The sequence below is a fragment of the Pseudomonas sp. P7759 genome (assembly GCF_013386445.1).
GTDB classification, from domain to species: Bacteria; Pseudomonadota; Gammaproteobacteria; order Pseudomonadales; family Pseudomonadaceae; genus Aquipseudomonas; species Aquipseudomonas azotoformans_A.
Window position 1 is genome coordinate 24,263 of record NZ_JACART010000024.1, and the last position, 21,716, is coordinate 45,978.

Annotated in this window: 29 protein-coding genes; 13 read left to right on the top strand and 16 right to left on the bottom strand. The window is 43.0% G+C overall.

Going from position 1 to position 21,716, the window contains the following annotated elements:
* Positions 1-82 precede the first annotated feature (82 nt).
* The 3 genes from HX823_RS19125 (at position 83) to HX823_RS19135 (ending at position 1,625) form a co-directional block, all read left to right on the top strand.
* The gene (locus HX823_RS19125) at positions 83-403 is read left to right on the top strand and encodes a hypothetical protein (protein WP_177076075.1); all 321 of its coding nucleotides are present in this window, start codon (positions 83-85) and stop codon (positions 401-403) included.
* A gap of 119 nt (positions 404-522) precedes the next feature.
* Entirely contained in the window at positions 523-1,335 is an 813-nt protein-coding gene (locus HX823_RS19130) for a hypothetical protein (RefSeq protein WP_177076077.1), read from the top strand.
* Positions 1,332-1,625: a hypothetical protein gene (locus tag HX823_RS19135; protein ID WP_141690855.1), complete on the top strand. Its 294-nt coding sequence runs from the start codon at positions 1,332-1,334 to the stop codon at positions 1,623-1,625. The genes HX823_RS19130 and HX823_RS19135 overlap by 4 nt, the downstream gene beginning before the upstream one ends.
* Before the next feature lie 101 nt (positions 1,626-1,726).
* Here the strand turns inward: HX823_RS19135 and HX823_RS19140 are convergent, their stop codons facing one another.
* From HX823_RS19140 to HX823_RS19150, 3 genes are all read right to left on the bottom strand, one after another.
* A complete protein-coding gene (locus tag HX823_RS19140) occupies positions 1,727-2,152 on the bottom strand; it encodes a hypothetical protein (RefSeq protein WP_177076079.1) in 426 nt (141 codons plus the stop codon).
* A gap of 82 nt (positions 2,153-2,234) precedes the next feature.
* The gene (locus tag HX823_RS19145; protein WP_177076081.1) at positions 2,235-2,864 is read right to left on the bottom strand and encodes a HEPN domain-containing protein; all 630 of its coding nucleotides are present in this window, start codon (positions 2,862-2,864) and stop codon (positions 2,235-2,237) included.
* Between the two features lie 70 nt (positions 2,865-2,934).
* Positions 2,935-3,624, bottom strand: a complete 690-nt coding sequence (locus HX823_RS19150; RefSeq protein ID WP_218169898.1) for a hypothetical protein — start codon at positions 3,622-3,624, stop codon at positions 2,935-2,937.
* Between the two features lie 142 nt (positions 3,625-3,766).
* Here HX823_RS19150 and HX823_RS19155 point away from each other — a divergent pair, with 142 nt between their 5' ends.
* The 3 genes from HX823_RS19155 to HX823_RS19165 all read left to right on the top strand — a co-directional run bounded on the left by HX823_RS19155 (position 3,767) and on the right by HX823_RS19165 (position 7,381).
* Positions 3,767-5,212, top strand: a complete 1,446-nt coding sequence (locus tag HX823_RS19155; RefSeq protein ID WP_177076083.1) for a hypothetical protein — start codon at positions 3,767-3,769, stop codon at positions 5,210-5,212.
* Positions 5,213-5,303: 91 nt separating this feature from the next.
* Entirely contained in the window at positions 5,304-6,659 is a 1,356-nt protein-coding gene (locus HX823_RS19160; RefSeq protein WP_256350174.1) for a hypothetical protein, read from the top strand.
* On the top strand, positions 6,656-7,381 hold the full coding sequence (locus tag HX823_RS19165; RefSeq protein ID WP_177076084.1) for a hypothetical protein: 726 nt from the start codon (positions 6,656-6,658) through the stop codon (positions 7,379-7,381). The genes HX823_RS19160 and HX823_RS19165 overlap by 4 nt, the downstream gene beginning before the upstream one ends.
* Here HX823_RS19165 and HX823_RS19170 read toward each other — a convergent pair.
* The 3 genes from HX823_RS19170 to HX823_RS19180 form a co-directional block, all read right to left on the bottom strand.
* Positions 7,378-7,974, bottom strand: coding sequence for a hypothetical protein (locus tag HX823_RS19170; RefSeq protein ID WP_177076086.1), 597 nt, complete (start codon positions 7,972-7,974; stop codon positions 7,378-7,380). The genes HX823_RS19165 and HX823_RS19170 overlap by 4 nt on opposite strands.
* Positions 7,971-8,909 carry a hypothetical protein gene (locus HX823_RS19175; protein WP_177076088.1) on the bottom strand — a complete coding sequence of 313 codons (939 nt, stop codon included), beginning with the start codon at positions 8,907-8,909 and terminating at the stop codon, positions 7,971-7,973. The genes HX823_RS19170 and HX823_RS19175 overlap by 4 nt, the downstream gene beginning before the upstream one ends.
* Positions 8,910-9,219: 310 nt before the next feature.
* On the bottom strand, positions 9,220-9,969 hold the full coding sequence (locus HX823_RS19180) for a hypothetical protein (RefSeq protein WP_122752474.1): 750 nt from the start codon (positions 9,967-9,969) through the stop codon (positions 9,220-9,222).
* Between the two features lie 82 nt (positions 9,970-10,051).
* Here HX823_RS19180 and HX823_RS19185 point away from each other — a divergent pair, with 82 nt between their 5' ends.
* Positions 10,052-10,711 carry a hypothetical protein gene (locus tag HX823_RS19185; protein ID WP_177076090.1) on the top strand — a complete coding sequence of 220 codons (660 nt, stop codon included), beginning with the start codon at positions 10,052-10,054 and terminating at the stop codon, positions 10,709-10,711.
* Positions 10,712-10,744: 33 nt separating this feature from the next.
* Here HX823_RS19185 and HX823_RS19190 read toward each other — a convergent pair whose 3' ends face one another.
* Complete coding sequence (locus HX823_RS19190; protein WP_256350175.1) at positions 10,745-11,539, bottom strand: hypothetical protein; 795 nt, start codon at positions 11,537-11,539, stop codon at positions 10,745-10,747.
* 73 nt (positions 11,540-11,612) lie between these two features.
* Here HX823_RS19190 and HX823_RS19195 point away from each other — a divergent pair, with 73 nt between their 5' ends.
* The 3 genes from HX823_RS19195 (at position 11,613) to HX823_RS19205 (ending at position 12,463) form a co-directional block, all read left to right on the top strand.
* On the top strand, positions 11,613-11,882 hold the full coding sequence (locus HX823_RS19195; protein WP_177076092.1) for a hypothetical protein: 270 nt from the start codon (positions 11,613-11,615) through the stop codon (positions 11,880-11,882).
* Positions 11,879-12,058, top strand: coding sequence for a hypothetical protein (locus HX823_RS19200; RefSeq protein ID WP_057021751.1), 180 nt, complete (start codon positions 11,879-11,881; stop codon positions 12,056-12,058). Before HX823_RS19195 ends, HX823_RS19200 begins: the two co-directional genes overlap by 4 nt.
* An 81-nt stretch (positions 12,059-12,139) precedes the next feature.
* A complete protein-coding gene (locus HX823_RS19205) occupies positions 12,140-12,463 on the top strand; it encodes a hypothetical protein (RefSeq protein WP_177076094.1) in 324 nt (107 codons plus the stop codon).
* 58 nt (positions 12,464-12,521) lie between these two features.
* On the opposite strand, the gene HX823_RS19210 is transcribed toward HX823_RS19205, so the two are convergent.
* The 3 genes from HX823_RS19210 to HX823_RS19220 are packed head-to-tail and all read right to left on the bottom strand — an operon-like array spanning position 12,522 to position 13,987.
* The gene (locus HX823_RS19210) at positions 12,522-13,064 is read right to left on the bottom strand and encodes a hypothetical protein (protein WP_241150230.1); all 543 of its coding nucleotides are present in this window, start codon (positions 13,062-13,064) and stop codon (positions 12,522-12,524) included.
* Between the two features lie 15 nt (positions 13,065-13,079).
* Positions 13,080-13,616, bottom strand: a complete 537-nt coding sequence (locus HX823_RS19215; RefSeq protein WP_177076096.1) for a hypothetical protein — start codon at positions 13,614-13,616, stop codon at positions 13,080-13,082.
* The gene (locus HX823_RS19220) at positions 13,613-13,987 is read right to left on the bottom strand and encodes a hypothetical protein (protein WP_177076098.1); all 375 of its coding nucleotides are present in this window, start codon (positions 13,985-13,987) and stop codon (positions 13,613-13,615) included. The genes HX823_RS19215 and HX823_RS19220 overlap by 4 nt, the downstream gene beginning before the upstream one ends.
* A 191-nt stretch (positions 13,988-14,178) precedes the next feature.
* On the opposite strand from HX823_RS19220, the gene HX823_RS19225 reads away from it, so the two are divergent.
* Complete coding sequence (locus HX823_RS19225) at positions 14,179-14,487, top strand: helix-turn-helix transcriptional regulator (protein ID WP_097191601.1); 309 nt, start codon at positions 14,179-14,181, stop codon at positions 14,485-14,487.
* A gap of 11 nt (positions 14,488-14,498) precedes the next feature.
* Here the strand turns inward: HX823_RS19225 and HX823_RS32350 are convergent, their stop codons facing one another.
* Positions 14,499-14,864: a hypothetical protein gene (locus HX823_RS32350; RefSeq protein WP_371317971.1), complete on the bottom strand. Its 366-nt coding sequence runs from the start codon at positions 14,862-14,864 to the stop codon at positions 14,499-14,501.
* Between the two features lie 292 nt (positions 14,865-15,156).
* On the opposite strand from HX823_RS32350, the gene HX823_RS19235 reads away from it, so the two are divergent.
* Together HX823_RS19235 and HX823_RS19240 are read left to right on the top strand one after the other, a co-directional pair.
* The gene (locus HX823_RS19235; protein WP_032899769.1) at positions 15,157-15,492 is read left to right on the top strand and encodes a hypothetical protein; all 336 of its coding nucleotides are present in this window, start codon (positions 15,157-15,159) and stop codon (positions 15,490-15,492) included.
* 157 nt (positions 15,493-15,649) lie between these two features.
* Complete coding sequence (locus HX823_RS19240; RefSeq protein WP_177076100.1) at positions 15,650-16,597, top strand: GCN5 family acetyltransferase; 948 nt, start codon at positions 15,650-15,652, stop codon at positions 16,595-16,597.
* Between the two features lie 92 nt (positions 16,598-16,689).
* Here HX823_RS19240 and HX823_RS19245 read toward each other — a convergent pair whose 3' ends face one another.
* From HX823_RS19245 to HX823_RS19265, 5 genes are all read right to left on the bottom strand, one after another.
* Entirely contained in the window at positions 16,690-17,349 is a 660-nt protein-coding gene (locus HX823_RS19245) for a hypothetical protein (RefSeq protein WP_097191554.1), read from the bottom strand.
* A gap of 115 nt (positions 17,350-17,464) precedes the next feature.
* Positions 17,465-19,696 (bottom strand): hypothetical protein, encoded by a 2,232-nt coding sequence (locus tag HX823_RS19250; RefSeq protein WP_177076102.1) that lies wholly within the window; start codon positions 19,694-19,696, stop codon positions 17,465-17,467.
* Positions 19,693-20,493 (bottom strand): hypothetical protein, encoded by an 801-nt coding sequence (locus HX823_RS19255; RefSeq protein ID WP_177076104.1) that lies wholly within the window; start codon positions 20,491-20,493, stop codon positions 19,693-19,695. The genes HX823_RS19250 and HX823_RS19255 overlap by 4 nt, the downstream gene beginning before the upstream one ends.
* Positions 20,494-20,503: 10 nt before the next feature.
* Positions 20,504-20,941, bottom strand: a complete 438-nt coding sequence (locus tag HX823_RS19260; RefSeq protein WP_177076106.1) for a hypothetical protein — start codon at positions 20,939-20,941, stop codon at positions 20,504-20,506.
* The gene (locus HX823_RS19265) at positions 20,938-21,354 is read right to left on the bottom strand and encodes a hypothetical protein (RefSeq protein WP_256350178.1); all 417 of its coding nucleotides are present in this window, start codon (positions 21,352-21,354) and stop codon (positions 20,938-20,940) included. Before HX823_RS19265 ends, HX823_RS19260 begins: the two co-directional genes overlap by 4 nt.
* Positions 21,355-21,716 lie beyond the last annotated feature (362 nt).

The window sequence follows — 21,716 nt, forward strand, 5'->3', positions numbered from 1 at the left end:
GTTGTTAAAATAAAAAACCTTAAAGGCAAATTTTGCTAATTCCATTTGGTATAATTTAACTCACAAGCAAACGTAAATTTCCATGAGTAAAATTAAATTCAAATCTGATGACGAATATTTAGCGCATTTCGAATGGTTGCTTGATTCTTTAAGGCACATAGCCTCTGAATATGGATACAGTCAATCGGGTTTGACCTTCAAAGATTACTCAGGCAAAACAGTAATTTCATTGGATTGCTACAATGTTAAACTAGACTCCATGGTTAACTGGGATGTGGTCAAAGACGTAGGAATCGCTGTGAGAAGATTCAATGACAAAGAGGTACTGCTTTACCGAGGCGAGACAGTCATAACTCATAAGCAGATAAAGTATCTAAAAGAAATGGATGCGCATAGGGTTTAGTCTTAGATTTTTATTTTATTATTCTGAATCTTCCACACTGTCATTAAATTCATAGCTACTGTTCACAGGGTTGAATTGCATTTACCATCTATCAAATTCAAAGCCTGGGATGGATCTACATGGATGACAAGCATCAGGAAGACTGGGAGTCTGATCAGGCTGATCGTGACGTTCCCCGATACCGGAATCCTCAAGAAATCTGTGAAGATGAATTGCTCGATGCTCTGCTGGGGCTCACGGCATTCGGCTCTGATCGAAACCTCGTAACACAGGCTATGAATCTCGCTACCGTAGACCCTTTCATCATGGGGCTGGAGCTTGAATACCACCGGCATTACTACGAAGGCGAGGCCACTCCCGAAGAGGAGCGTTTCCTTGCTGCGCAGTCACAAATGTGGATTTTCTCGGCATATGAGTTGTTGCGAACTTGGATAGGTAAGGCAAAGGGATACATTACAGCCGCCGACAACGGTGGGTTGGCCTACAAGGTTGAGCGAGCAGGCAAAGACTACGGATATGCGAATCCGACTGCTCTAGAACGTTCTAAAGAGATTCAAAGCTTAATTGATGACCCTGCGCTAGTGGAAAAGCTTAGAGGTGACCTGAATAAAATCCGGTTCATATTTTTACGGCTTGAGACCATTCGTGTCGCTCTCGCGAAGCACCATATGCCCAAACGTGAAAAAGTCATTAGCTCATTCCTGACTTTTGGAATGATCAATCGAGAGTGTGGCTCTCTTGATTACCAAATGAATAATGGCATGTCTATTATTGGCAATATTAGCCGCAGAGACATTGCTGATGATTTGCGTGCGATTCCAATTCTTGAGTCTCAATCTGATGAGGAATTTGAATCGTTCAAGATTTTCATGAGGGGAATCACTGATGAACAATCAGCAGAATTTTTCAAGGATATGAAGGGTGAGCTATGAAATACGTTTTTGAGGTTGAACCTAACCTATTGCTAGATCAAGATTTTTTTATTGATTCGGAAACGGCTTTTTCTAGTGCTTTGAATTGTGCTTGTGCCTCTGTTCAATCTGTTTTGTTTGATTATCCTGTGACCGTAATATGCATAGATAAAAGGATTGAAATATCGTGGGCTGATATTGACTCGCCATTTACCCTTGCAGAATGCAGTTTGCTGGTCAGTGGATCGTTTCGTGATGCAAATGGAAAGCTCTATCCAGAATTTAAGGCCATTGCAGAGAAGTCAATTTGACAGCTTTCTCCGGCAAGTTTATGCCTGTACTTTAGAGAATGCCTAACTGAAGGGAGCCGTTAAGCTCCCTTCAAACATGCTGGGCCGTCAGCTTCTGATCATCAAACCACCTCATCTGGCTTGGACCTACGCAATTCAGCTCGGTATTTTTCAGCCTCTGCTTCGATCCGTTCTATGGTCCAACCGTTCTCTAACCACAAGGGTTCGAGGATGACTGTGAGAGCAGCATCTGCCTCTCGAAACAGCTCAATGTCATCGTTTAATCTGGTGACGATTTCATCAAAACCACCTGCGTAAAGAACGTCCATATTTTCACGGAAAAAGGTATGGGCGAGGTAATTCCGGCGCTTGTTGGATCTGCGAATCAAGTCATCAAAGGCGTGCGGTACGGTCATCACTTTTCTCAAGGAATGGACCAGCGCGCCAAACGTCTTGGAGAAATTACCGTCAAAAAACTCTTCGTATTCTGTGTCAGTCCATTCGGATTTTTTACTAGGTAAAAAGTCCAGGAAGAAGATGGCGTTCACTATCCCATGCTCAAGCACCTAGGCCATGTGCATAGCTGCACCGTAGAAGGCGCAGACCTCTTTGAACTGGAGGGATTCAGGCTCAAGCTCTTCCATGGGTTCCTCCTGGGTATCGATGATCGAATAGGGCTGTATAGCTCTTGTAGAGAGCGTCATACCGCTCCCATGACGTAGCCCCGGTCGGTGAATATGTCTTGATGTTGATGGTCGCGCCCTTAATCACTGTCTTGCCTTTGTACAGAACGGTGTTGGTCATCTCGTAGTAGTCGATGAGTTTTTCGTCTGTCGCATTCACTGGCACGGGATAGCGTCCTGCCCAAACAACGCTGTGCTGGTAAAAATTCAGGATCTTCTTCTGCGCAGGATTCCTCTTCACACCAAGCAAATGAGCCATCCGATTCAAGTCGTGATGTTCAGGTGGAGTAATCCCTTGGCTAACAAGCGCCGCCTTCATAGCTACTTCCAGAGATAAGCCGCAGAGCATGTGGTAGACGTGTGAACAGGCAAGGTGCATGTCGAACCCTTCACCTAACCCAAGCTCCCTAGCGGCGTCATGACCACGCCCGTTTGACATGGAAAGCCAAATGGCACCAGCAGAGGCATGAAGGTCATTGGCACGGTTCCGCCAATGATTTTGATGGCTCTTGTCGTCTACCAGTGTGGGCCGTTGGTGGTGCTGGTAATTCTCATACTCTGGGAAATCATCTTCCATGTGCAGTCCCTAATGGCAGACGAAAAAAAGCCCCGATAGGCCGGGGCTTCATGCTAGCAGTTTGGAACCATCAAGCGATGGTGTAACCATCGAAAGCGGTTTTCTCAGTGATAGCCCTGATGATGTTTGGTCGGGTAGCTGGAACCTCGGAGCCGTCTGCAAGCTTGATAGTGGCCGGGTTGAGCGTTTCCTTTCCGTCGCCATCTTTGACGATCTTAAAGCCCAAGAAGGTGAAAGCTGGTTCGTCTTGGGTCAGGTTAGCAGCAGCACGACCACGGCGAGAGAACAGCTTTTCAGACTTACCATTATGCGTCACGGTGTGGAATGTCGGCTCGCCGGATGGGTCTTTCTCGCTGGTTTTGCGAGTGCCCTTTGTTTTGCCACCGGCATTCTTCAACGCTACGTGTGTGCCTTTGATGACCTCGAGGGAGATCTGATAGGCCAAGGCTTTGAATTCGTCCTGGAACGCCAACAGAACGCGTTCGAAAGATGTGCTTTTCTTCAATTCGGCCAATGACTTGAGGTTGGCTTTTTCCGCATCTTTTAGCTTTTTCAATTCTTCAAAAAGCTTAACCAGCTTTTCGTCATCGCCCGAAGTTGCTGCAGCGGAGATTTGAGCGTGGATGTCAGTCAAGGCTGATGAAGTCGTGACAGACAGCATTTGCTTCAAAACCTTTGCGCCCAGCTCTTTGGCTGGAGCTGCGTGGAGATCAGCAGCAACGGCAGCTTCATATTCATTTTGAGAGGCTTTGTCAGTCATTCACTCGTTCCTTGCGTGCGTGTTGGTAGTTTTAAAAAAACATCACCTGAAGCTACTCGATGAAAAAACGGTTGTCAATTCGTTTGGCGGTGTTTGAAAAAATATAAATGATATAATTGTTCATATAACTAACAAATCTAATATGAAGTATTCAAAAGAAGAAGAAAGGCAGGCACAGGCAAAAAGAGATCAAGCAGTTCAAATAGATGAGGCAAAGCAAATCCAAGATATTGATGACATGCTCGTCAAGAAAGGTGTTGCTCAGAAGTTACCAGAACCAATCGCTACACAGCAAGGCATAATAAGCGGGGGAGTGAATGTTAAACGCGCAGTTCCTTTAACAAAGCTGTCTAATGAAGAGGAAGAAGAACAGCTACCAGTGGATGAATTCGTTTCTGCTATACTGAAAATAGGTAAAAAATACGATAGAAAAGTAATGCAGAAGAAAGACGACATTCATGATGGCGTAGACCTTTTCTTCATCAAAGTTGGGCAAGAACGCGCTATTGATGTGAGCGTAAAGCATGGTGGTGATATACGATTCAATGAAGGCGAATTGAATTGCCAGATGAACCAAGACGTTGTGAGAGCTGTAGCTCCTTTCAAATTTCACCAGCCTGACACCGTGCTTGAGGTGTGGGTAGATGATTCTAAAAAAACTCCAGAAGCAATTTCTGCGCAAGAAGAATTCATTAAGAACACTATTGGCACGTTGATTGAGTCTGGCGTTAGCCTCGACCGTATTATTTTAAAAAACGAGCAATTCAACTCTATTCTTGAGAAGTACAAAACAGACGCACAAGCAGCTAATCCAGAAGAGCCCGCTGTAGCTGGTGTTAATGTCGTGAGTCAAAACAAGCCTGTTGAAAAGCCAGTTGAACCTGCTGCACCAGTGGCTGAATCCTCTCAAAAGGTCGCTCTACCAAAAGAAGAAATTCCTGCGAAGCAGAGCGCCGATGTAGTGAAAGATAGAATTGAAGAGATCTTTTTGGGCGAAGGGTTATTTAGGAGGGGAGATTCTATATTGGATATGATAAATAGAGGGGTAGAGTTAGATAAAACAGAAGGGCTTAAGATTAAAATATCACAAGATGGCAGTACCTTTAATGTCACAAAGATTGGGGGTGATGCGAGCATTCCAGATCGAAATTTTCAATTTGATACTTCAAAGATGCCTGATGCTGAAGAATACAGAAGGGTCTTCAATTCGCTTGAAGGTCAAGGTCAGTTGGCAATCATAAGATCAGGTATGAATCTCGAAAATTTTGTTAAGCAAAAATCTTATCTAAAGAAAAATGGGATTGATTTGTCATTTTCAGATGATTACCAAGACGTGGTTGTTTCGAAAGTAAATGGTAATACAAAAGAGAGGGAGACATTTCCTCTGAGTAGCATCGTAGTTGGGACTTCAAAATTAGGGGCGGGGTTGTTCAACGCACTGAATAATATTTCAAGCGCAGATAATCAGTTTAAAGAAATAAAGCCAAGCAATGCAGCCAAAGCAGCAAACGCGGATGCTTTGTTTGAGCCAAAACCTGTGGATGTGGAAGAGAGGCAAACAAGTCGAAGAAATAAACCTTCGATGTAAAAATAATAAGAGAACCTACGGGTTCTTTTTTTTGCGCATAATTTGATGACTGCTAAATGGTATAATTAAAGCAATAACAAACAAATCTAAAATGAAGTTTATAGACAAAATTAAAGATAACCTCAAAGAGGTTTTTGGCGGAAAAAAAGACACGGGATTCTCAGAGAATACAGTAGATGTAATTCAGTCTTTTCAAGATGCAGATTCTACCCCTAGTGTCATTAGTGATTTGCCTGAAAACCAAGAACAATATAGCGATGATATATTAAAGGCTTTCGCAGAAGAATCTAAGACGTTTGGTATGGGAAGCAATAGTCAAAATAAATATGATTATCTGACTGATACTGACGGGGCCTTCCGTGACAAAGTTATTGCTAGTATAAATGTAAAGCGCGTACCAGAGTCTGAGCTGGCTAAAAGCCCTGAAAACTCAATGGTTGAGGCAAAAGATTATCTAGCTGAGTTGAAGGTAATTCTAGAAAAATACAATATGTCTATAATGGAGTTTTCTAACTCAAAGATTAAGATAGCGGATGAAAGAAATAGAACTCAATTTGACCTCAATAGAACAGGTGGGGTTAGGTTTTATGTGAATATCAATGGGCCATGGGTTCAAGAGATAGTTGATTTTGAAGCAAGGCATAACTATTCCGGGAACAGAAAAAGCATTGAGCTTTCAACAGATCCAGATTTAGTAAGCCATCAAGAACGAAAAAAATATTTCGTGTCATGTTATAAAACGCTTCATGCTGCAGGTATCGATCATAAGAGAATTGTAATTCTTGATAAAGATTTCAGATACCTTATGGATGAGTTAAAGCCTAAAATCGAGCCCGTCAAGGTTGGTGCGGAATCAACTAACAACGCAAAGCCAGTGAATTCGCAAGCCCCGCCCCTGACTGGTGGTGTTAAAACTATAACTGCACAAGAAGCATTAGAACAACGCACGTTAAGAATGCTGAAGGTTTTCGGTGGTGATTTGGATTTCTTGGATAGCAAAAGACCAGTCCTCGCAAGTGAACATAATTTAGACATTACGTTCAGCGATGATGGTCAGCATGTCACAGGTTCGACTGTTGATAAAAAGCTATCTGCAACCTTTCTTACAAAAACCGTAGAAAAAGGAGAAAGGTATCTTCAAGAATTAAGCACGAGAGAGATAAGCGATTCAATTCGTAGCATTGTTATGAATTCTAAAGGCAACCTATCCACTTTTGAAGATTTAACAGGAAAGGCTTCAAATGATTTAAGTATTGATATTTCTATTTCACAAGATTCTAAAAATATTGTTGGTGAAAAAGCGAAAGACGGAAATCTACACAAAGTATCATTAGAACTAAATGGCATTAATGGAGGTAAAATTCTTTCAGAAATGCACAAGCTTGAAAAGAATGAGCAAGACGACCACACGGTGAGGGAGGCAGTTAAAAGGGGGTACAAGCCATGATTTCTGTGAGGGGACTGTTCTCCTTCTTCGTAGCTAACCAAGCTCAAAAGCCAAGAGGCAATGAGGCTTCCAAAGCTGCTGATGAGCTGGTGTCGAAGCTTGAATTCCTCAACAGAAGTCGAGAGCGATTGATCAGCACCATGATTCGTGCGGCCCGGTCTTTGCCGCTTGTTGTTTCCCATGATGGTGAACAGTTGACAGCCACGGCCAACGGCTTGGCTTCTGTTCTCATGAAGGGCAAGGGATTCTGTGTCCTGGACGTGCGTACCCAGTCTGCAGAGCTTGTTCTTTCCGTCATAAGGGACATACACCATGAGTTCTCAGTGGGAGCCACGAACGAAGGCCAGATCATTCTCTCCCTGGTAGCTGATGAAGCTGTAACGCCAGAAGGGGGCCTTGTAAGGCTCATCACTGACGTAATCCACGCTGCGTGCATCGATCTGCCTGACTCGGTCCTTGAAGCTGGGCGTGATTCCGTGGAGGGACAAGTTCAAGCTGTGATTGCGCGTAAGCTGGCATCTAACCTCGGGCAGTATTTCGCTGACAATCAGCGCATACCGTTAGCTGTAGCTCGACATGAAGCCTTGAAAGCACCTCACCTGATGTTGGGTGATGATGACTTGAAAAGCTTTTTAGATAAGAAACTACAGAAGAATGCAGATGTTCTATTCGATGAACTCTACATCTTTGATACGACAAGCACCTACATAAAAGGCGATTAAAGGTCGCCCTGCAAATCTGTAAATATCTCGGCTAGCACTGATTTGTTCGTTGAAAATTTTAGGCAGATTGTTAGAATTTCCATGGGTTGTCTGTATTCCCATTTGACCTTTGAATAACCGATCTTGAAAATAATCCTGTCCAGTTCGAATAGATTTTCTACATAGTGAGTATTGATCTTGTTGTTTTCGAATTGGGTGTACTTAAAAATACTATAATAGTCATCCATGTGTTTTACGAATGCCTTTACCTCTTCATTACACATTTTCCATTCGGGTGAGCCGGGTCTGATTTTTGTGTAAGTCCTAATCATACTCGTGACAAACATTAGAGATGCACAGGTTTCAATTGATTGTTTTAGAAAATTGCTTGTAATGATTTGATCAAATGCAGTGCAGTATTTATCCAGTGGCGCGCCTAGTTTCTTCTTAATCCCTGAATAAGATTTGTCCTCTGGTGGCGGATCAGAATTAAAAATTTGATCAAGAATGTCAGCATTCGGATTGGGTATATCTTTTTCATCATCCCCGTTTATCCCGGAATCTAAATTTTCCATCATTTGATTTATCGCGTCTTCGTCATATTCGTCTGTCATAATATCCTCATGATATTGGTTGGTATTGAAAGTATTTTCATAAATATTTGTTTATGTTTTGTAGCCATTAAAAAAGCTCTGTATGACTTGGCTTTTTTATTCAGATACGTTTCATTGTATTTGGCGAAAAGGTGCCCGTACCTTTTCAGAAATGGCTCATAACGTATTACTAAATCTTTATGAAGAGTAGGATGCTGAGTCATGTAGTCGGATGGGTATCTTAGCCATTCAGGTTTATTCACGTAATGGGTAAAGTATCGTGCATAGTTTTTCTTTAGCAAAAAAGCGATGTATTCATTAGTGCTGTTTGGTCTAGCGTTTTCAGCCCACTCATCAAATTGGCATAATTGAAAAGCATCAAAGGCCAGCCAGTTTTCTTCATTCGTAGTGAAGTTGTTTAATGATTCTTCGTTTTGAATCTGTGCCCAGTCATGTCTGATTTTAAAACGATGATCTGTACAACGGCTATTAGCTCTATAGCCACTGACATTGAGTGCGTCAGTAGGAAAAGCATATAGAGAATTTAGGAAGCCTTTCAGGTCTTTCTCATAGAACCACTTCAAACGAAAAGCGAAAGGTTTGTTAGCCAAGCGTTGTAAATAATCGTCAAAGATAAGCGCGTTGATTAAATCGTTGCGCGTTGGGCAGTTCGAAAAGAAAAGTAGAAATTCAATTTCTTTGTTGTACTTGTAGAGAATGAAAGGATTAGTCAGCTCTGTGTAGTTTTCAGCGTTGATAATTTCATCGAGAGTGTTGGGTTTCGGATCAAAGTCGAAAGTCTTGCTGTAAAGCAATTCATCCAAGTCATTGATCGGGATCTCTCGCCCTTTGGTCAGACTAGCTTTAAACATAATGTCATTGTTTGTTTTTCTTCTATAATTATACCATTTGTAGGTGATGTAACTCGCCTTATAGAATAAAGAAAAATCAGGCATTAGCCTGACTGGTTTTTCTTCTGTAAATGATTAGGTAAGAGAGACCCATTGGAATGATGGTGTAAGCAATCAGGCCGCAAATGATTTGCGTGACATTTGATTTTTGAGATGCTACCACCAGCCAGTCTATGAAACTGAAACTACCAATGGAATGGCTCATGAAAATTGAGCAAGCTATCAATATGGCAAACGCAAGTATTGCAAATTTGAAGAGGCGTTCAATTTTATAGTATTTAGCATAAGGTTGAGTTGTAGATGGTTTTGAGTTTTGCATGATTGTTAAGTTTGTTTTTATAATTATACCATTTTGTCAGGAGGATTCTTTGAGAAAGACGTTACTAAAATATGCGAGGTCTTTTAGATTTGGTGTTGGATAGTATGCAAAGACTTGGCAAGTGGTCGCATCCACCGCGACCATGCAATGTAATTCCCCCAATGGGTTTTCAATTGCAACGTAAAGCTTATGTGTTCGTGTTTCTATATCTTGGGTTAAATCTGCGAATGTTTCGGCTCCGCTTGGAATGTATTTGATGACCGGGGCTTCAAGGTCTTTTATTATTGAGCGTAAACCTTGAAGAAGATCTGTTTGGCTAATCTTGATGGCCGTTTCTGAAGGGCTCCTGTACGGCATGAATTTCCTATACGCTTTACTGTAGTCTTCGTTAGTAAAAGAATCCCAAGTGTCGTAATTCACCACAACCTTGAAAAAGCGGCAAAGGTGTAGCTTCAAATAATCTTCATTAGCTGTTTTGGATTTACCATTATGTGTAATGTCGAATTCAAAGCAGCAGTGGTGTTCGTGTTCGATGCGTATAGCATCTGGCGCTGTAATACTGATGTGTCGTTCTAGTAGCAAGTCTCTTGTGAAATGCACCTGAATCTTTGTAGTGAAGCGTTTTCTTTGGGCCGTGTATATCATCAACTCACTGGTATTTGTTTGATGAAGTTCCGCCAGGGCTTGAATTAGGTTTTGATTGATTGATGGCTTTCCGTTTGCTGTGAAGTCTTGAAATGTTAGTTTTAGTTGAGGATTTAATACGTGGATGTTTGAATTCGTCATGTGCGGGAAATTATTTATTTAACGTATTATACCATTTGAGCTAATCGCATTTGCTATAATGACAAAAACAACTGTGTAAAATATGAATGAATTAAACTTTAACGAACCGCCAGTGCAGATTGATTTACCAGATCTATTCGGAACAGAAAAAACAAAAGAGAACATCGCGGGAAGAACTGACTCACTGATCCAAGCGTTAAGCTCGATAACTGAACATCGTGGCTTGAATGCATCACTTGCCGCGATCAAGCTCCCAGCACCAGCACCAGCACCAGCACCAGCACCAGCACCAGCACCAGCACCCATCGTAGCGCCTGCAGTAGCCTCTGTTGAGCCTTCGCAAGGCATCGGGGATGATGAGTGGCCTGTCGTTGTGCCTGACGTGATTGTGCCCCTTGGTGTGAGCGAATCGTATGAGCCTCTAGGCATCGTCCAGGTAGAGGAAGAACTAAGCTTAGACGTAGCTATAGCAACGCCACCGGCTACGCCAGTGGAAGAGAAGGGCGGTTCCCTGGCTGATTACAAGAGGTGGGCTCTTGAATACATGAAAGAAGAAGAAGCGCTTTTGCGTGATGCTTTTAAAACAGCGCAGATATTAGTCAGTTACGATTTTGACCCAACTGCAACAGAATTTGATTATCTTGAAAATGTGCTGAAAATGGCTCTTATCAAGCGTGGAGTTTACAACGAATGTAGATATGAAATTTCCAAGCGCCTGTTTGATCAATTCATTAGCGAGTGATCAATGAATTAGAAAAGCCCCAGATGGGGCTTTTTATATGTCCAGACCTAACAGCTTTCCAGAAGCTAGGACTACAGCTACAGTGTGCGGGAAATCAATAATTAGGCCAGCGGCAATTATTTGAGTTAAAACACGTCCAACCCCATGCCTGCTTGAACCTTTTGATATTTGGTTCAGTTCATTAATACCAATAATAAAGTATATGACACCCAAGGCTTGCAGGGCGCTTATTACAATTTTTAACTGGCTTTCAATACCTCCGGCATACTGTGAGTCAATCATGCTTTTGGCTTTCTCGTAAGTTGGACCAGTTATTTGTGCTGATGCTAGACTCCAGCATGCGTCTTTGTTTTTACCAACCCTTATTTCATCCAAAGCTTCGGCATTCGTGATAAGGCAACCCCCTTTTGATTCAGGGTTTAATGTATGTACAACGACATCAATGATGGACGTGATATTAAGCAATAATACGCCAATTAGAAATCCTACCATTGCTTTCCGCACCAGCTTTGGCTTTTCATGTCCGCCTACTTCTGTAGATAGACGCATATCCATGAAAGCATTTAGGACAAGAACTACCCCGATCAAAACTGAAGCCTTTACAGCAACCCAAGTTATTATTGATATAAGGTCTAGATATGCGTCTCCATTAGCATTATCTGCCCACTCGTCATAGCCTTCATCATTGTCATCAACCCCGACGAATCCGCTTGAATGTTCTGATATGGATTCTCCGGTAATTGGTTCCGCTTGGCTCAACGGGATGTTTGTTATTGAAATGGCTATGATGGCTGAAAGAATCATTAGCCATTTTTTTATTTTTTTCATTGTTTAGAAGGTTTGTTTCTCAAATTATACCATTTTGAAATGCTATAATAGATACAAACAAACAAGCCAAAAAATGAAAAAGGATATAACAGTTGAAGATGTAAATGCTTTAAAAGCGTTTAGTCTTGAGGTTGAGGGCGATCAGTTAAAAAGGTTGTCGATTCTGGTGAAAGTTAGAATCAAGGGGGATAAGTTTTTAAGCTTTACTAAGAAAATGCAGAAGATAACAAAAATCAAAGTGATGAATTTCAGAACGCCTATATTTATCACTTTCAGTGAGTCAGCAGTTTCTGCGCTCCATGACTTAAGTCTTGAGCTTATCAGTAAGGTGGCTGTTAAATGAAAATAGGGATAAAGAAGCCATTTAACTATTACGATGATGATTTAGAGCCGATTAAACATAAAAAATCAGATGATGAGATTGACGAATGTTTGAGTCTAGAAATGAATATCTATCTTGAGCGGAAAAAGCATCAAGAATTTAGAGAGAATTGGAAACCAATAAATACAGACCTTTGAGTCTGTTTTTTATTTTTGCTTAATGATAAATTTGATTAAAGTGAAATGCTATAATTCGCTTAACAACAAACTTTACTAAAAATGAATACATATGAAACGATTGAGCTTGAGCTTGAGCTTGAGCTTGAGCTAGAGGACAAGAATAATAATGACTATGTGGAGGGGGTGAGGCTTCACAATCAAGAATCAAAAAGAATACGGTTAGCAGAGGAATTGGCTCGCTATGATTTGGTTATTGAAGCTGACAGATTAGCTAATTTGTTCTTTCATGATTTTGAAGAAGAATTTGATCAAAATCTGCCTACAACGAAAGATGCTTATCTTCATGCAGTTGGCGAACTGGCTGAAATGAATTTAACTCCTGGTGAGAAGAGGATAATAAGGTTGAAAATCATCGGTGGATAAATCTTAATCTTGTTCCTTTTTAGAAGGCAGTAGCTTTGTTCTACTGCCTTTTTTGTTCTTAAAAAATCATGTCTTTGTATTTTTCCGTCAATGGAATATGGCGTTTAATCTCGTTGACCTGTTGGAGCGGTGTTGTGCTTCCGTTTTTGTTTATCAGGTACAGCTTGTTGTCGGAATCCATTCCTAGGTCAAATTCATAAGGTCTATCATCGTCACGATCCATTTTTACGATTTTTATAGCGTTATTATATTCGCTTGGTGTAAACGAACTCACTTGAGTATGGCCCGGTGTACCATCTACAAAGAATTGTACTTTGATAAACCGTACACCTTTCATGTCGTTAGGATTGCCAGTGTACTTAACATCGTTAGAGCCCATTCTTTCAATGGTATACGCGTATTCAGTTTTTTGTTGGTCGAATTTTATGTATTTAGATTTTCCAACTTGGTCTAATACTTGGTTACCAAAACCCTGAATGTCGGCACTGACTTGTTGGTCGTTGTAGTTTTCGTTTTTAGAAAAGCTGGTGTCAGCTTGTACGACTGTGGCTGTTGAAAACAGCATAGCTGTAAATACGAGACTGCTGATTTGTTTGATCATGGTATGAAATTCCATTTAGAAAGCGTAAGGGCTTTTTTTGTCTTTTCTTGAAACGTACTTCTTAATTGTATCGACCTGTTCTAAGTGGGTCGTAGACGTAGGGCTGTCGATTAAGAACAACCGTTTGTCGTCATCCATTCCAAGATCAAATTCATAAGGACGCTCGTCGTTACGGTCCATTTTTACAATGCGGATCGCATTATTATATTTGCTAGGTGTAAAAGTACTGACCTGTTTTGGAAGCTCAAAACCGTCTTTGAAAGCTCTCACATTAATAAAAATGACTCCATTTAGGTCTTTAGCATTTCCCGTGTATTGCACATCGTTTGATCCAAGACGTTCAATGATGTAGGCATATTCTGTGCCTTGCAGATCAAATTTCAGATACTTCGATTTTCCTGCTTGATCTAAAATCTGATTGCCGAATCCTTGTATATCTGCACTCACCTGGTCCACCCGATAGCTTTCATTCTTCGAAAAGATAGTGGCAGCCTGAACCAGGGGGGCAGCGGAGAAAATCAAAGCTGAAAGCATTAGGTGAGCGATTTTCATTTAATGATTCCTCGTATCATCATTGTTATTGAAACGACTGAAATGATGATGAGTGTCCACATAAATACCCGGTCTCTTTGTTCTTGGGTAAATCTGTTGACGAATTTCGTCAAAGCGTACAAACCCCAAATCATCGGGATAAGGAGTATGTAGCCCAAGCCATTTTCAAAGCCCTGCGCACCCGCAAACACAATGACGCAGACGAAAAGGTAGATGACCTGGACAAGGTTGCCCTTCAGGCTGACTTCTTTTTGAAAGGTCTCACGCATCTCCCGGCCATGGGCTTTGTCCTTCTCGTTGGCCTGAAAATGGGTTTCGTGCTTCTGGCCGTCATACGACAACCATTTGTCATCCTCATCGCGATCTGCCATTCCCTGAATCCTCAACCATACCGAACGTAGAGCCCCTGACAGACGGCGTGGTGGCCGTCTGATACCTAAAGCGGAGTCTACGCCAGCCATCGTATTCTTAGCAAAAAATCCGATGGCACAGAGCGTTTGTAGACAAGGATTTTTACTGTGAAGTGCTTGTTTGAAATATGTGAACAGGCTGAAAAACTGTGGTGCTTGCAAAAGCGATTAAGAAATACCGCCTAGGGAAGGGAATCACACAAGCGGAGCTAGCCAATCGGTCAGGGTTCGACCCCAAGACGATCAGTCGATTTGAAACGGGCGAGTACGTCCCAACCGTAGAGACCGTTTACAAATTTGCTGAAATTCTAGGTGTGCCGGTGAAGGATTTTTTTGCTGACCTTGAAGGCGAGATTGAGCAGAGGGCGTTTCTTTTTGAGGTTATCCACAACGCAGATGCTGAAGAGCTGCGGCGGCTCGTTGCGTTGGTAGGGAAGGCTCGCAAGGCATCGAAGCCCTAGAGTGTTCCTGCCTAGTGTTCCATAGGGCCAGCCTTCACCCTCTCTAGATCACCTTCTAGCTTGTCTTCAACCTCTTGGAAGGAGCGAGCTATCTCCAGCAGTTCGATTGCTGTTCGCTCATTGCCAGTGGCCTTCATGCGATCAGCTACAGCGACCAGATCAACCCCAGCCCACTTGAGTGTGGCTGCTGCTTCCTTAAGATCGTCGCGCAATGCTTGTTTGGGCTTCGTGAGGGGCATGGTGCTATCCGTTGATTTCAGTTCCTGGTGAGTATGACCAAGGGAGAATGAGAATCTCAAGAATCCACCCTGATCAATTGCGTTTGTCGCTACGAAGCTGGTGAGGAAGAACGGCGCGTTGCGCGCTATGGATGGCATTGTTACTGACCACATCCTGGCTATACGATGTTTCGATGGCTTGTATGAGACCGGGGATTTGAACGCTGATTAAGGCGAAGCCCCGAATTCGCCATACCTTCGGGGCTTCTGTTCTCACCACCATCCCTCAATGAAAGCGAGCGTGGCGTGACGGTAGCAAATTGACCAATGAGTGCCAATCCTCGCCACATTTCTCTAGGAAGCGTTGGAAGGTATGCGTAAGTGGTATCCCTTCGGGTAAAGTGTCGCCGCCCGATAATTGGATTCGGGCTCTTTACCATGGAGTTTTTACGTGAAGTCTTTTAGCAAAATCATCGTTTCTGCAGCATGTGGATTGGTTCTCGCGGGTTGCACTGGCACAGCCATGAAAACCCAGCAGTACGACAGCAGCCAATACACTGTCGTTGGCCACAGTGAGGCGAGCGCCACTGGCCTGATGCTTTTCGGTCTGATCCCTATTCGTCAGAACGACCGTTTTGTTCGGGCTCAGAGTTCCGCGATTCAGGCCAAAGGTGGCGATGCCCTGATCAATACTCAGGTGCAGGAAAAATGGTTCTGGGCTTGGGTTCTGAACGGCTATACCACCACCGTATCTGGTGACGTGATCAAGCTGAAAACTGCAAAATAAGCAGCGTTCGGTTCAAGAAAGCCCGGTTCGCCGGGCTTTTCTGTTTCTGGCGGTTGGGATATGCGTTGCGATAAAAAAGGACTTCGCCGTTATCAGCTATATTTTTTATTTTTTCTACTGGTAGGATGGCATTTACACATCGTAGGCAGGGATGCTCATGTTCGACTTATTAAAGCTGCTCACCGAAAATAGCCCATCGCTCACTCACGATATGCAGGCATGGTTCGAAAAGTACCCGACAGATGCAGCATGGAATGTCTACTCAGACTATTGCGTTGGCAATATTGATAAGGCAAACGACAGCTTCTCGTTCGTCATCACGCTACATCACGATACTGATAAAAATTTCTCAGAATATATTTCCAATGTAGCACCCAAGGATTTGAAGAAAACTCGTCAAGCTTCTGAAGGTCTGATCTCATATCTCAATTGTCCAATGGCGTTTAGCGTTTCGTTCATCGTTGATCGAAATTCGAAGCTGCTTAGAGATTTCATTACCGACGACAATATCCACACATTTTGCCATGGGCTGCGCGAATTAATTGCGTCATGGTCTACCGAACCTGGAGCAGATAAAGAGTACTGGCAACGTATCGATAAGGCTCTTGGAGTGTTTGCACTTGATGTTAAGCGAAAGCAATTTAATGCCAAACTCGCGAGACAGGTTCTACTGACGTCTACTTTCGCCGCGTTCCTCTTCTTAACTCTAAATCAGTTGAAGGAGCCCGCTCACCTCCGATGGGTAACTGACCGCGATGCCAGCTTCGAAAAATACGACGAAGTTGCATTCGACATTGCCTTCATTATGTTCCTCGTGTTTCGTTTGAATTCAGGTGCAGTGAAATACCCTAACAGACCGAAGTTTCTGTTTGCCTATCCTTTCATGGATGGAGCAAAAGATTATGCGGAGCATGTTAGGCTCCCAGATTATTTAGCAGGGCTATGCGCCGACATAAATCTTCCAAGCATGCAGTTCAGTCACACGAAATTCGAAAGAATTTTCGGGGAAGTAATTATCAATTCAAAAAACAATGTTCTTCTTCAGGTCTTGGGCAATCCTGAAAAAATCACCGTGAGACGATTAACCTTTAGAGACGATCAGTGAGCGTTCGTGTACAAAATTCAATTATCAGCTCATACCCCAATCTGGGAAGATCAAAGCAGTCGGCAAGCTTTCCTAGTTACTTATCCAAGAGGTCAACGTGGCAATGCCGTTGACGGACAGCCCGACACTTGAGGATAGATAAGGCAAACCAGCGTTGATTTATGCTTCGGCTCAAAGCCGTGATCAATCATGCAGCGTTGCGCTTTGGCTGTGTCTCCGATACTTGCAACGTCCAGATTTGACCCTAGCGGTTTGGCATAGCCGCATGCGTACATCACCGGCAGGGCTTCACTATCATTGGCTATCTGGACTGAGAAATGGGGTGATGCTCCCGCCTTGCGCCAGGTGACTTGCATGCGTTCATCCCTGCCAGAATTCGGCTTGATAGGGTGAAATGCTTCGTCCTCCACAAATGGCAAAGCCTCGAGCTGGGACAAGCTGAGAGGATGACCCTGCCTCTCTTCGACGCAGGCGGGCATGTCTTTCATAATGTCACAGTATTCAAAACCGTCTTTTCGGATGAAACCATGACGTTTCATACACTGGAATTGCAGCACCTGTTCGTTGATGGGCAAATGCGTCATCGAAGTGGTTACCGGGTCGCCACATTCCTTCATTGCGGCTTTGACACCCTCAACAGAGGTCGAAGGGCGTTTCCACCTCGTAAATTCGGGTGACGGCGGGCAGCCGGTCAGTAAAAGCACCGTCGCGATTAAAGCCGGGAAGGTAATGATGTGAGCTTTGCGGAACATGTTAATCCTTTATGTGCGTCAGGCTCCCCAACACTGCCTAGATCCTTGGGAACCTCCATTGATGATCATGACAGAAACAGAAAGGGCCTGGGAGTGCGGGGCATGGTAAAGACCATCACGACTTCCCCGGTTTACTAGGTGATCGTATAGGGTCTCTAGGCTTACCAAATGCTAAAGAACCTGGCTGATCCGGCTTTTCCTGCTCTGTGACCACTGGAGCTGAATGCGTTGCCAGGGCTGGCTTTTGATCTTGCGCAGCAAGTGCCGGCACACGGACTGGTGGTTTAGCCGGTGGGGCGTCTTCTAGTGTAATCCCAGCTCGTAAAAGAATGCTGTCCAGCTCGTTGGCCGAAAGCTGCTCATCCTTGCGTAGGTCGTCAATAACGCGCTTCTTCAATGCCCTTGGCAGATCATTCAGGTGCTGGACGTAGGTGAAGTCCTGGAAGGGTATCCCCTTGTGTATGCCATAGAGGAACCCATAAAGCTTTGGCCTTGCATCAACCTCACGATCCATCCTGTTGTTCGTCTGGATGAACACCTTCTTCGATTTGCCGGTTGGGTTTGTTGTTCTCATGGCTACCGCGTCCCTTACGCGCTGACGGTTAGCTATCACGAGCTTCTTGTACTCTTTGTCCATCATTGCATCTGCTTCTCTGACAAGCTCTGGAGAAGGCGTGTAGTCCAGAAGCGTTGTCCCGCAGATACGTGATGCAAGGTAGAGATTCGCTTGCGTCCTCGGGTTCGGCTCCCCTGTGCAGCGGATCTTGGTGTGGCCTCTGGCAACGTGGATACTCATAGTGATGAGAGCTGAATTCAGGTCAGTCTGGTAAGTCTCTACGGCATTCCCGACGATTGTGCATACGTCTCTTTGGTTGAATTTCGACACGACCGTGTTCCCCACGATCATCTGCTTGGTAATAGAAGGGCCGTATCTACTGTTTTCGTTGAACCTGTTGATGAAATCCTGAAGGCTTTCAGTGTTGTCTATGAACCTGAATTTGATCCTCTTCTTTCTACCATCCCCAATGGAGATTGAGCCGTTCACCGTGGCTTCTGTGACCTGCTTTTGAATGTTCTGTTTCTTGACCATTTGGTAAAGACTGTTGATTGATTCGACCTCATCCATGTCGATTTTCAGCTTGTTATCCATGATGACGCCGGATTTTTTTGCAGAGATTTTGAAGTCGAATTCGTCTAGGTAGATCGACCAACCGCTAACCTTGCGTTCACCGCTTTTGTCTTTGCTGATGTTTGGGACCAGTCGTGCGCCCAGCTCCTGGTACAGTTTTTTGTTCAGCTCATCAAACCCATGGCTATGGTCAGCAGCGTTGATTATCGCCACTGCTTTGGAAACGATTAATGACACATCCGTTTTCGTTTGATTAGCCTTGTATTTGTAAGCTGCATGCAACTCAAGCACACCCTTCGTTTGATGGGGGAGGGTGTCTATAGAAAGGAAGTCATCACCATAATTCTTGTGTTTGATCTTGATGTGTTGTTTCCCTTTGAGATAATCATCCACCACTTCAAAACCGCTTTCTCGTAGCGCTAGTGTGAATTCTGGATAAGAGAAGTTCTGCCCAATGAATTTTGAGGTGATTGACTCAATTCTATTTACTAGCTCAACGTCCTTACCAAAGACTACACCTGTATTTGGGTTTGTTGATACGTCAATCGTTTTAGCACGGTCCTCATGCTCCATCTGTAAAAGAAAAGGATACACCTCTTCGAGGCGGAATTTTACGTCCCTCATTTTTTTGATTATGCCGCTGTGTTTTTTTCCGATATAAAAGGATTGTTTATATCCATCCAATCTACGTGTAGACATGTAAACGTGGGCATGTGGGTTTCCATCTTTCAAATGCACTACGATTTTGTATTTAAACGCGATATCCTTTTTTGAATTCGATAGTTCAAGGAGAGTTTCTTTTGCACAGCTTATCAAGAATTTGGCTTTCTCTTCATCTGTCTTGAAATGAGCAACCTCTTCATCTTTGCAGGCTACGATGAACGGAAAAATATTAGATCTATGGTCAAAGAATTCTGCTGCGCAAGCTGCGGCGTATAGGGCAGTATATTTTTCGTAATCCTTGTCCGATTTGAGTAAGCCAAGCTCCCTCATCTTGCTTGGAGTCTCCATGGAAACATCAAGATTGGTTTCCGAGAATTGAACCCCTTTGTGAGTATCTATCCCTAACTCTGAGAGCTTCGGAAGGTAAAGGTAAGCGATGGCATCCTTTATCCTAACTCGTCCCTTAATTTCTATACTAAGTGTTTCAAGATTGTCTATTTTAGAGTTGGCGGTTACGCTCGCAAATTTTCGTTTAAGTGGTGGTCCAATTATCATTTATCTTCTCGTATTCTTATCGTTTTATTATTCCTATATTTCATGTGTAAAAGCTCCAACGCTTTTGATGCTTCAAGCATTGTGCGAACCAGCAGTTCTTTGTAGTCCTTACCGATTTTCACCAGCTCATTCACGTCTCTGACGCGTCGATTCAGAAGGTCGTAAATGCGCTTTCTTTCGACGAAGAAGGGGTGCTTTGAGCTAACCCCAATCTTGAATATCTTGGCTTCTTCGATTGCCCTCACAATCTGAGTAAATGGATCGTCATCGTGTTTAAAAAACCAGTATGGTTCGTCCTCAAGCAGCGCAGATAGGCGCGTTTCGCTCTCCGTATAAAGCTGGCTACTGCGTAAGAATTTGCGCTTGGCTACGGCCTCCGTACCAGTCGTTTGCTCAACGTATTCGACGTGGACATACGTGAATTTTTCACTGAGCAGGTTCACCTTGACGTGATGCTTCAGGAGCATCGTAAGCACGTTGGGGAGCTTGACTGTCTTGCCTTGCTTAGATGTGTACTGCTGGCCTGCACAGAGGTTGAAAAGCTGCTGGATGTTGCTCTGATTCCTGTTGAACGTGTCCTTTAACGCCGCAACGCTTTTCTGATCCTTCAAAGGAATGTAGATGTCTTTATCCCTGTGGAGATTGGTCAGGAAAGGGCTCACGCCTTTTCTGTATTTGGCCGTTATCTCGATCTCATTCACGATCTCTGGAAGGCGTGTGTAACCACAAGCAAAAACTAGGTTCTGCAGGTCTGCTTTGAAGCGTTCTGAACACCTGAACTGGAGATACCTTTTCATGGGTCAACCCTCACTGATGGGGGCTGTTATTCGTTGTGTGCTGCGGCTGGAGTTTTGTCCTGAAGGCTTCTCTTAACTTGGCAGTGTCCTTGATTGAAGTCAGGGCCTTCATTTCTTCGACAAACTCTAGTGCTTCTATTACTGAGATCGAATATTCAATAGCGCTTATTTCTGACGTGATTTTTCCTCGGGCTTCTGTTTTTATCTTCTTTATAGACTCGTTTCTTTCAAGCAATTTGGTTTTGTTGTCGTAGGATTTTTCAGCCCTGGCTTTCGCTTCGTCAGTGGAAGATTTCTTCAGTAGGGTTTCACCGAATTTGTCTCTGCTTGCGCGAATGGTACTAGCCTGATCTTCAAGTTTTTTTATTTCCGAAGCGAGCGTTGTGAACTCGTTTTGTTTTTCGATAATTTCGTCTTTTAGATTAGAAATGGTTTTTGTGATTGTCATTTTTTATGTTTTTTGTTTGTATCTATTATAGCATTTTTAATTTTGCAAATTGTTCTGTTGGATTTCATTTGTAGAGTGTAAATAAAAACAACACTAGCAATTATGCCGGCGATGATTTTGTCAAGGTGATTAACGGCGGCAATACTTAAAATAATAGTTAAAAGTACGAACGTGATTTGCAGTTTTATAAGGTCGAGTAAATCATAGTTGTAGGTTAGGGCTCTTTGCTTAACCGGGTTCATAAGGTAGAGATATTTGTAGTCCAAGATGGCATTGTCTATTTCGAGTTTTGAAGCGTTTAACCTTGCGAGGTTCATAGCTAATGGTGTGTATTCCTCGGCCCTAGCTTTTACAGATTTGAAGAGTGCTTTGCGTAGTTTATGGGGCTGCGTTCTCTCTATTTCTTTAAGCACGTCACGAATGTTGTCCTCTACAGAGTTTCTGTATGTTATTAAGATTCTGTAGGATTCTTTTGAGCGTAATTTTTTGCCAAGCTTTATAAGTCGAAAATAGTTTTTTAGGTGTGTGGTTATCATGATGAATAGTGATTGTTGTACTTTAGATTATAGCATTTTAGTAGCGCACTTTATTCTATTGATGCCTTTTAACATGCTTTCACTTTTTTATTGATTTATGTCTGATTTTTGTCATCACTGATTTAATGAAAGCCTTATAGAATGCGGTATCCAAACAAACGGAGTGCGCTAGATTGTTTTAATTGACTTGTCAATTAACAACCTGACCTTGCCTGCTCTAAAAAATGCTTATAAATAGC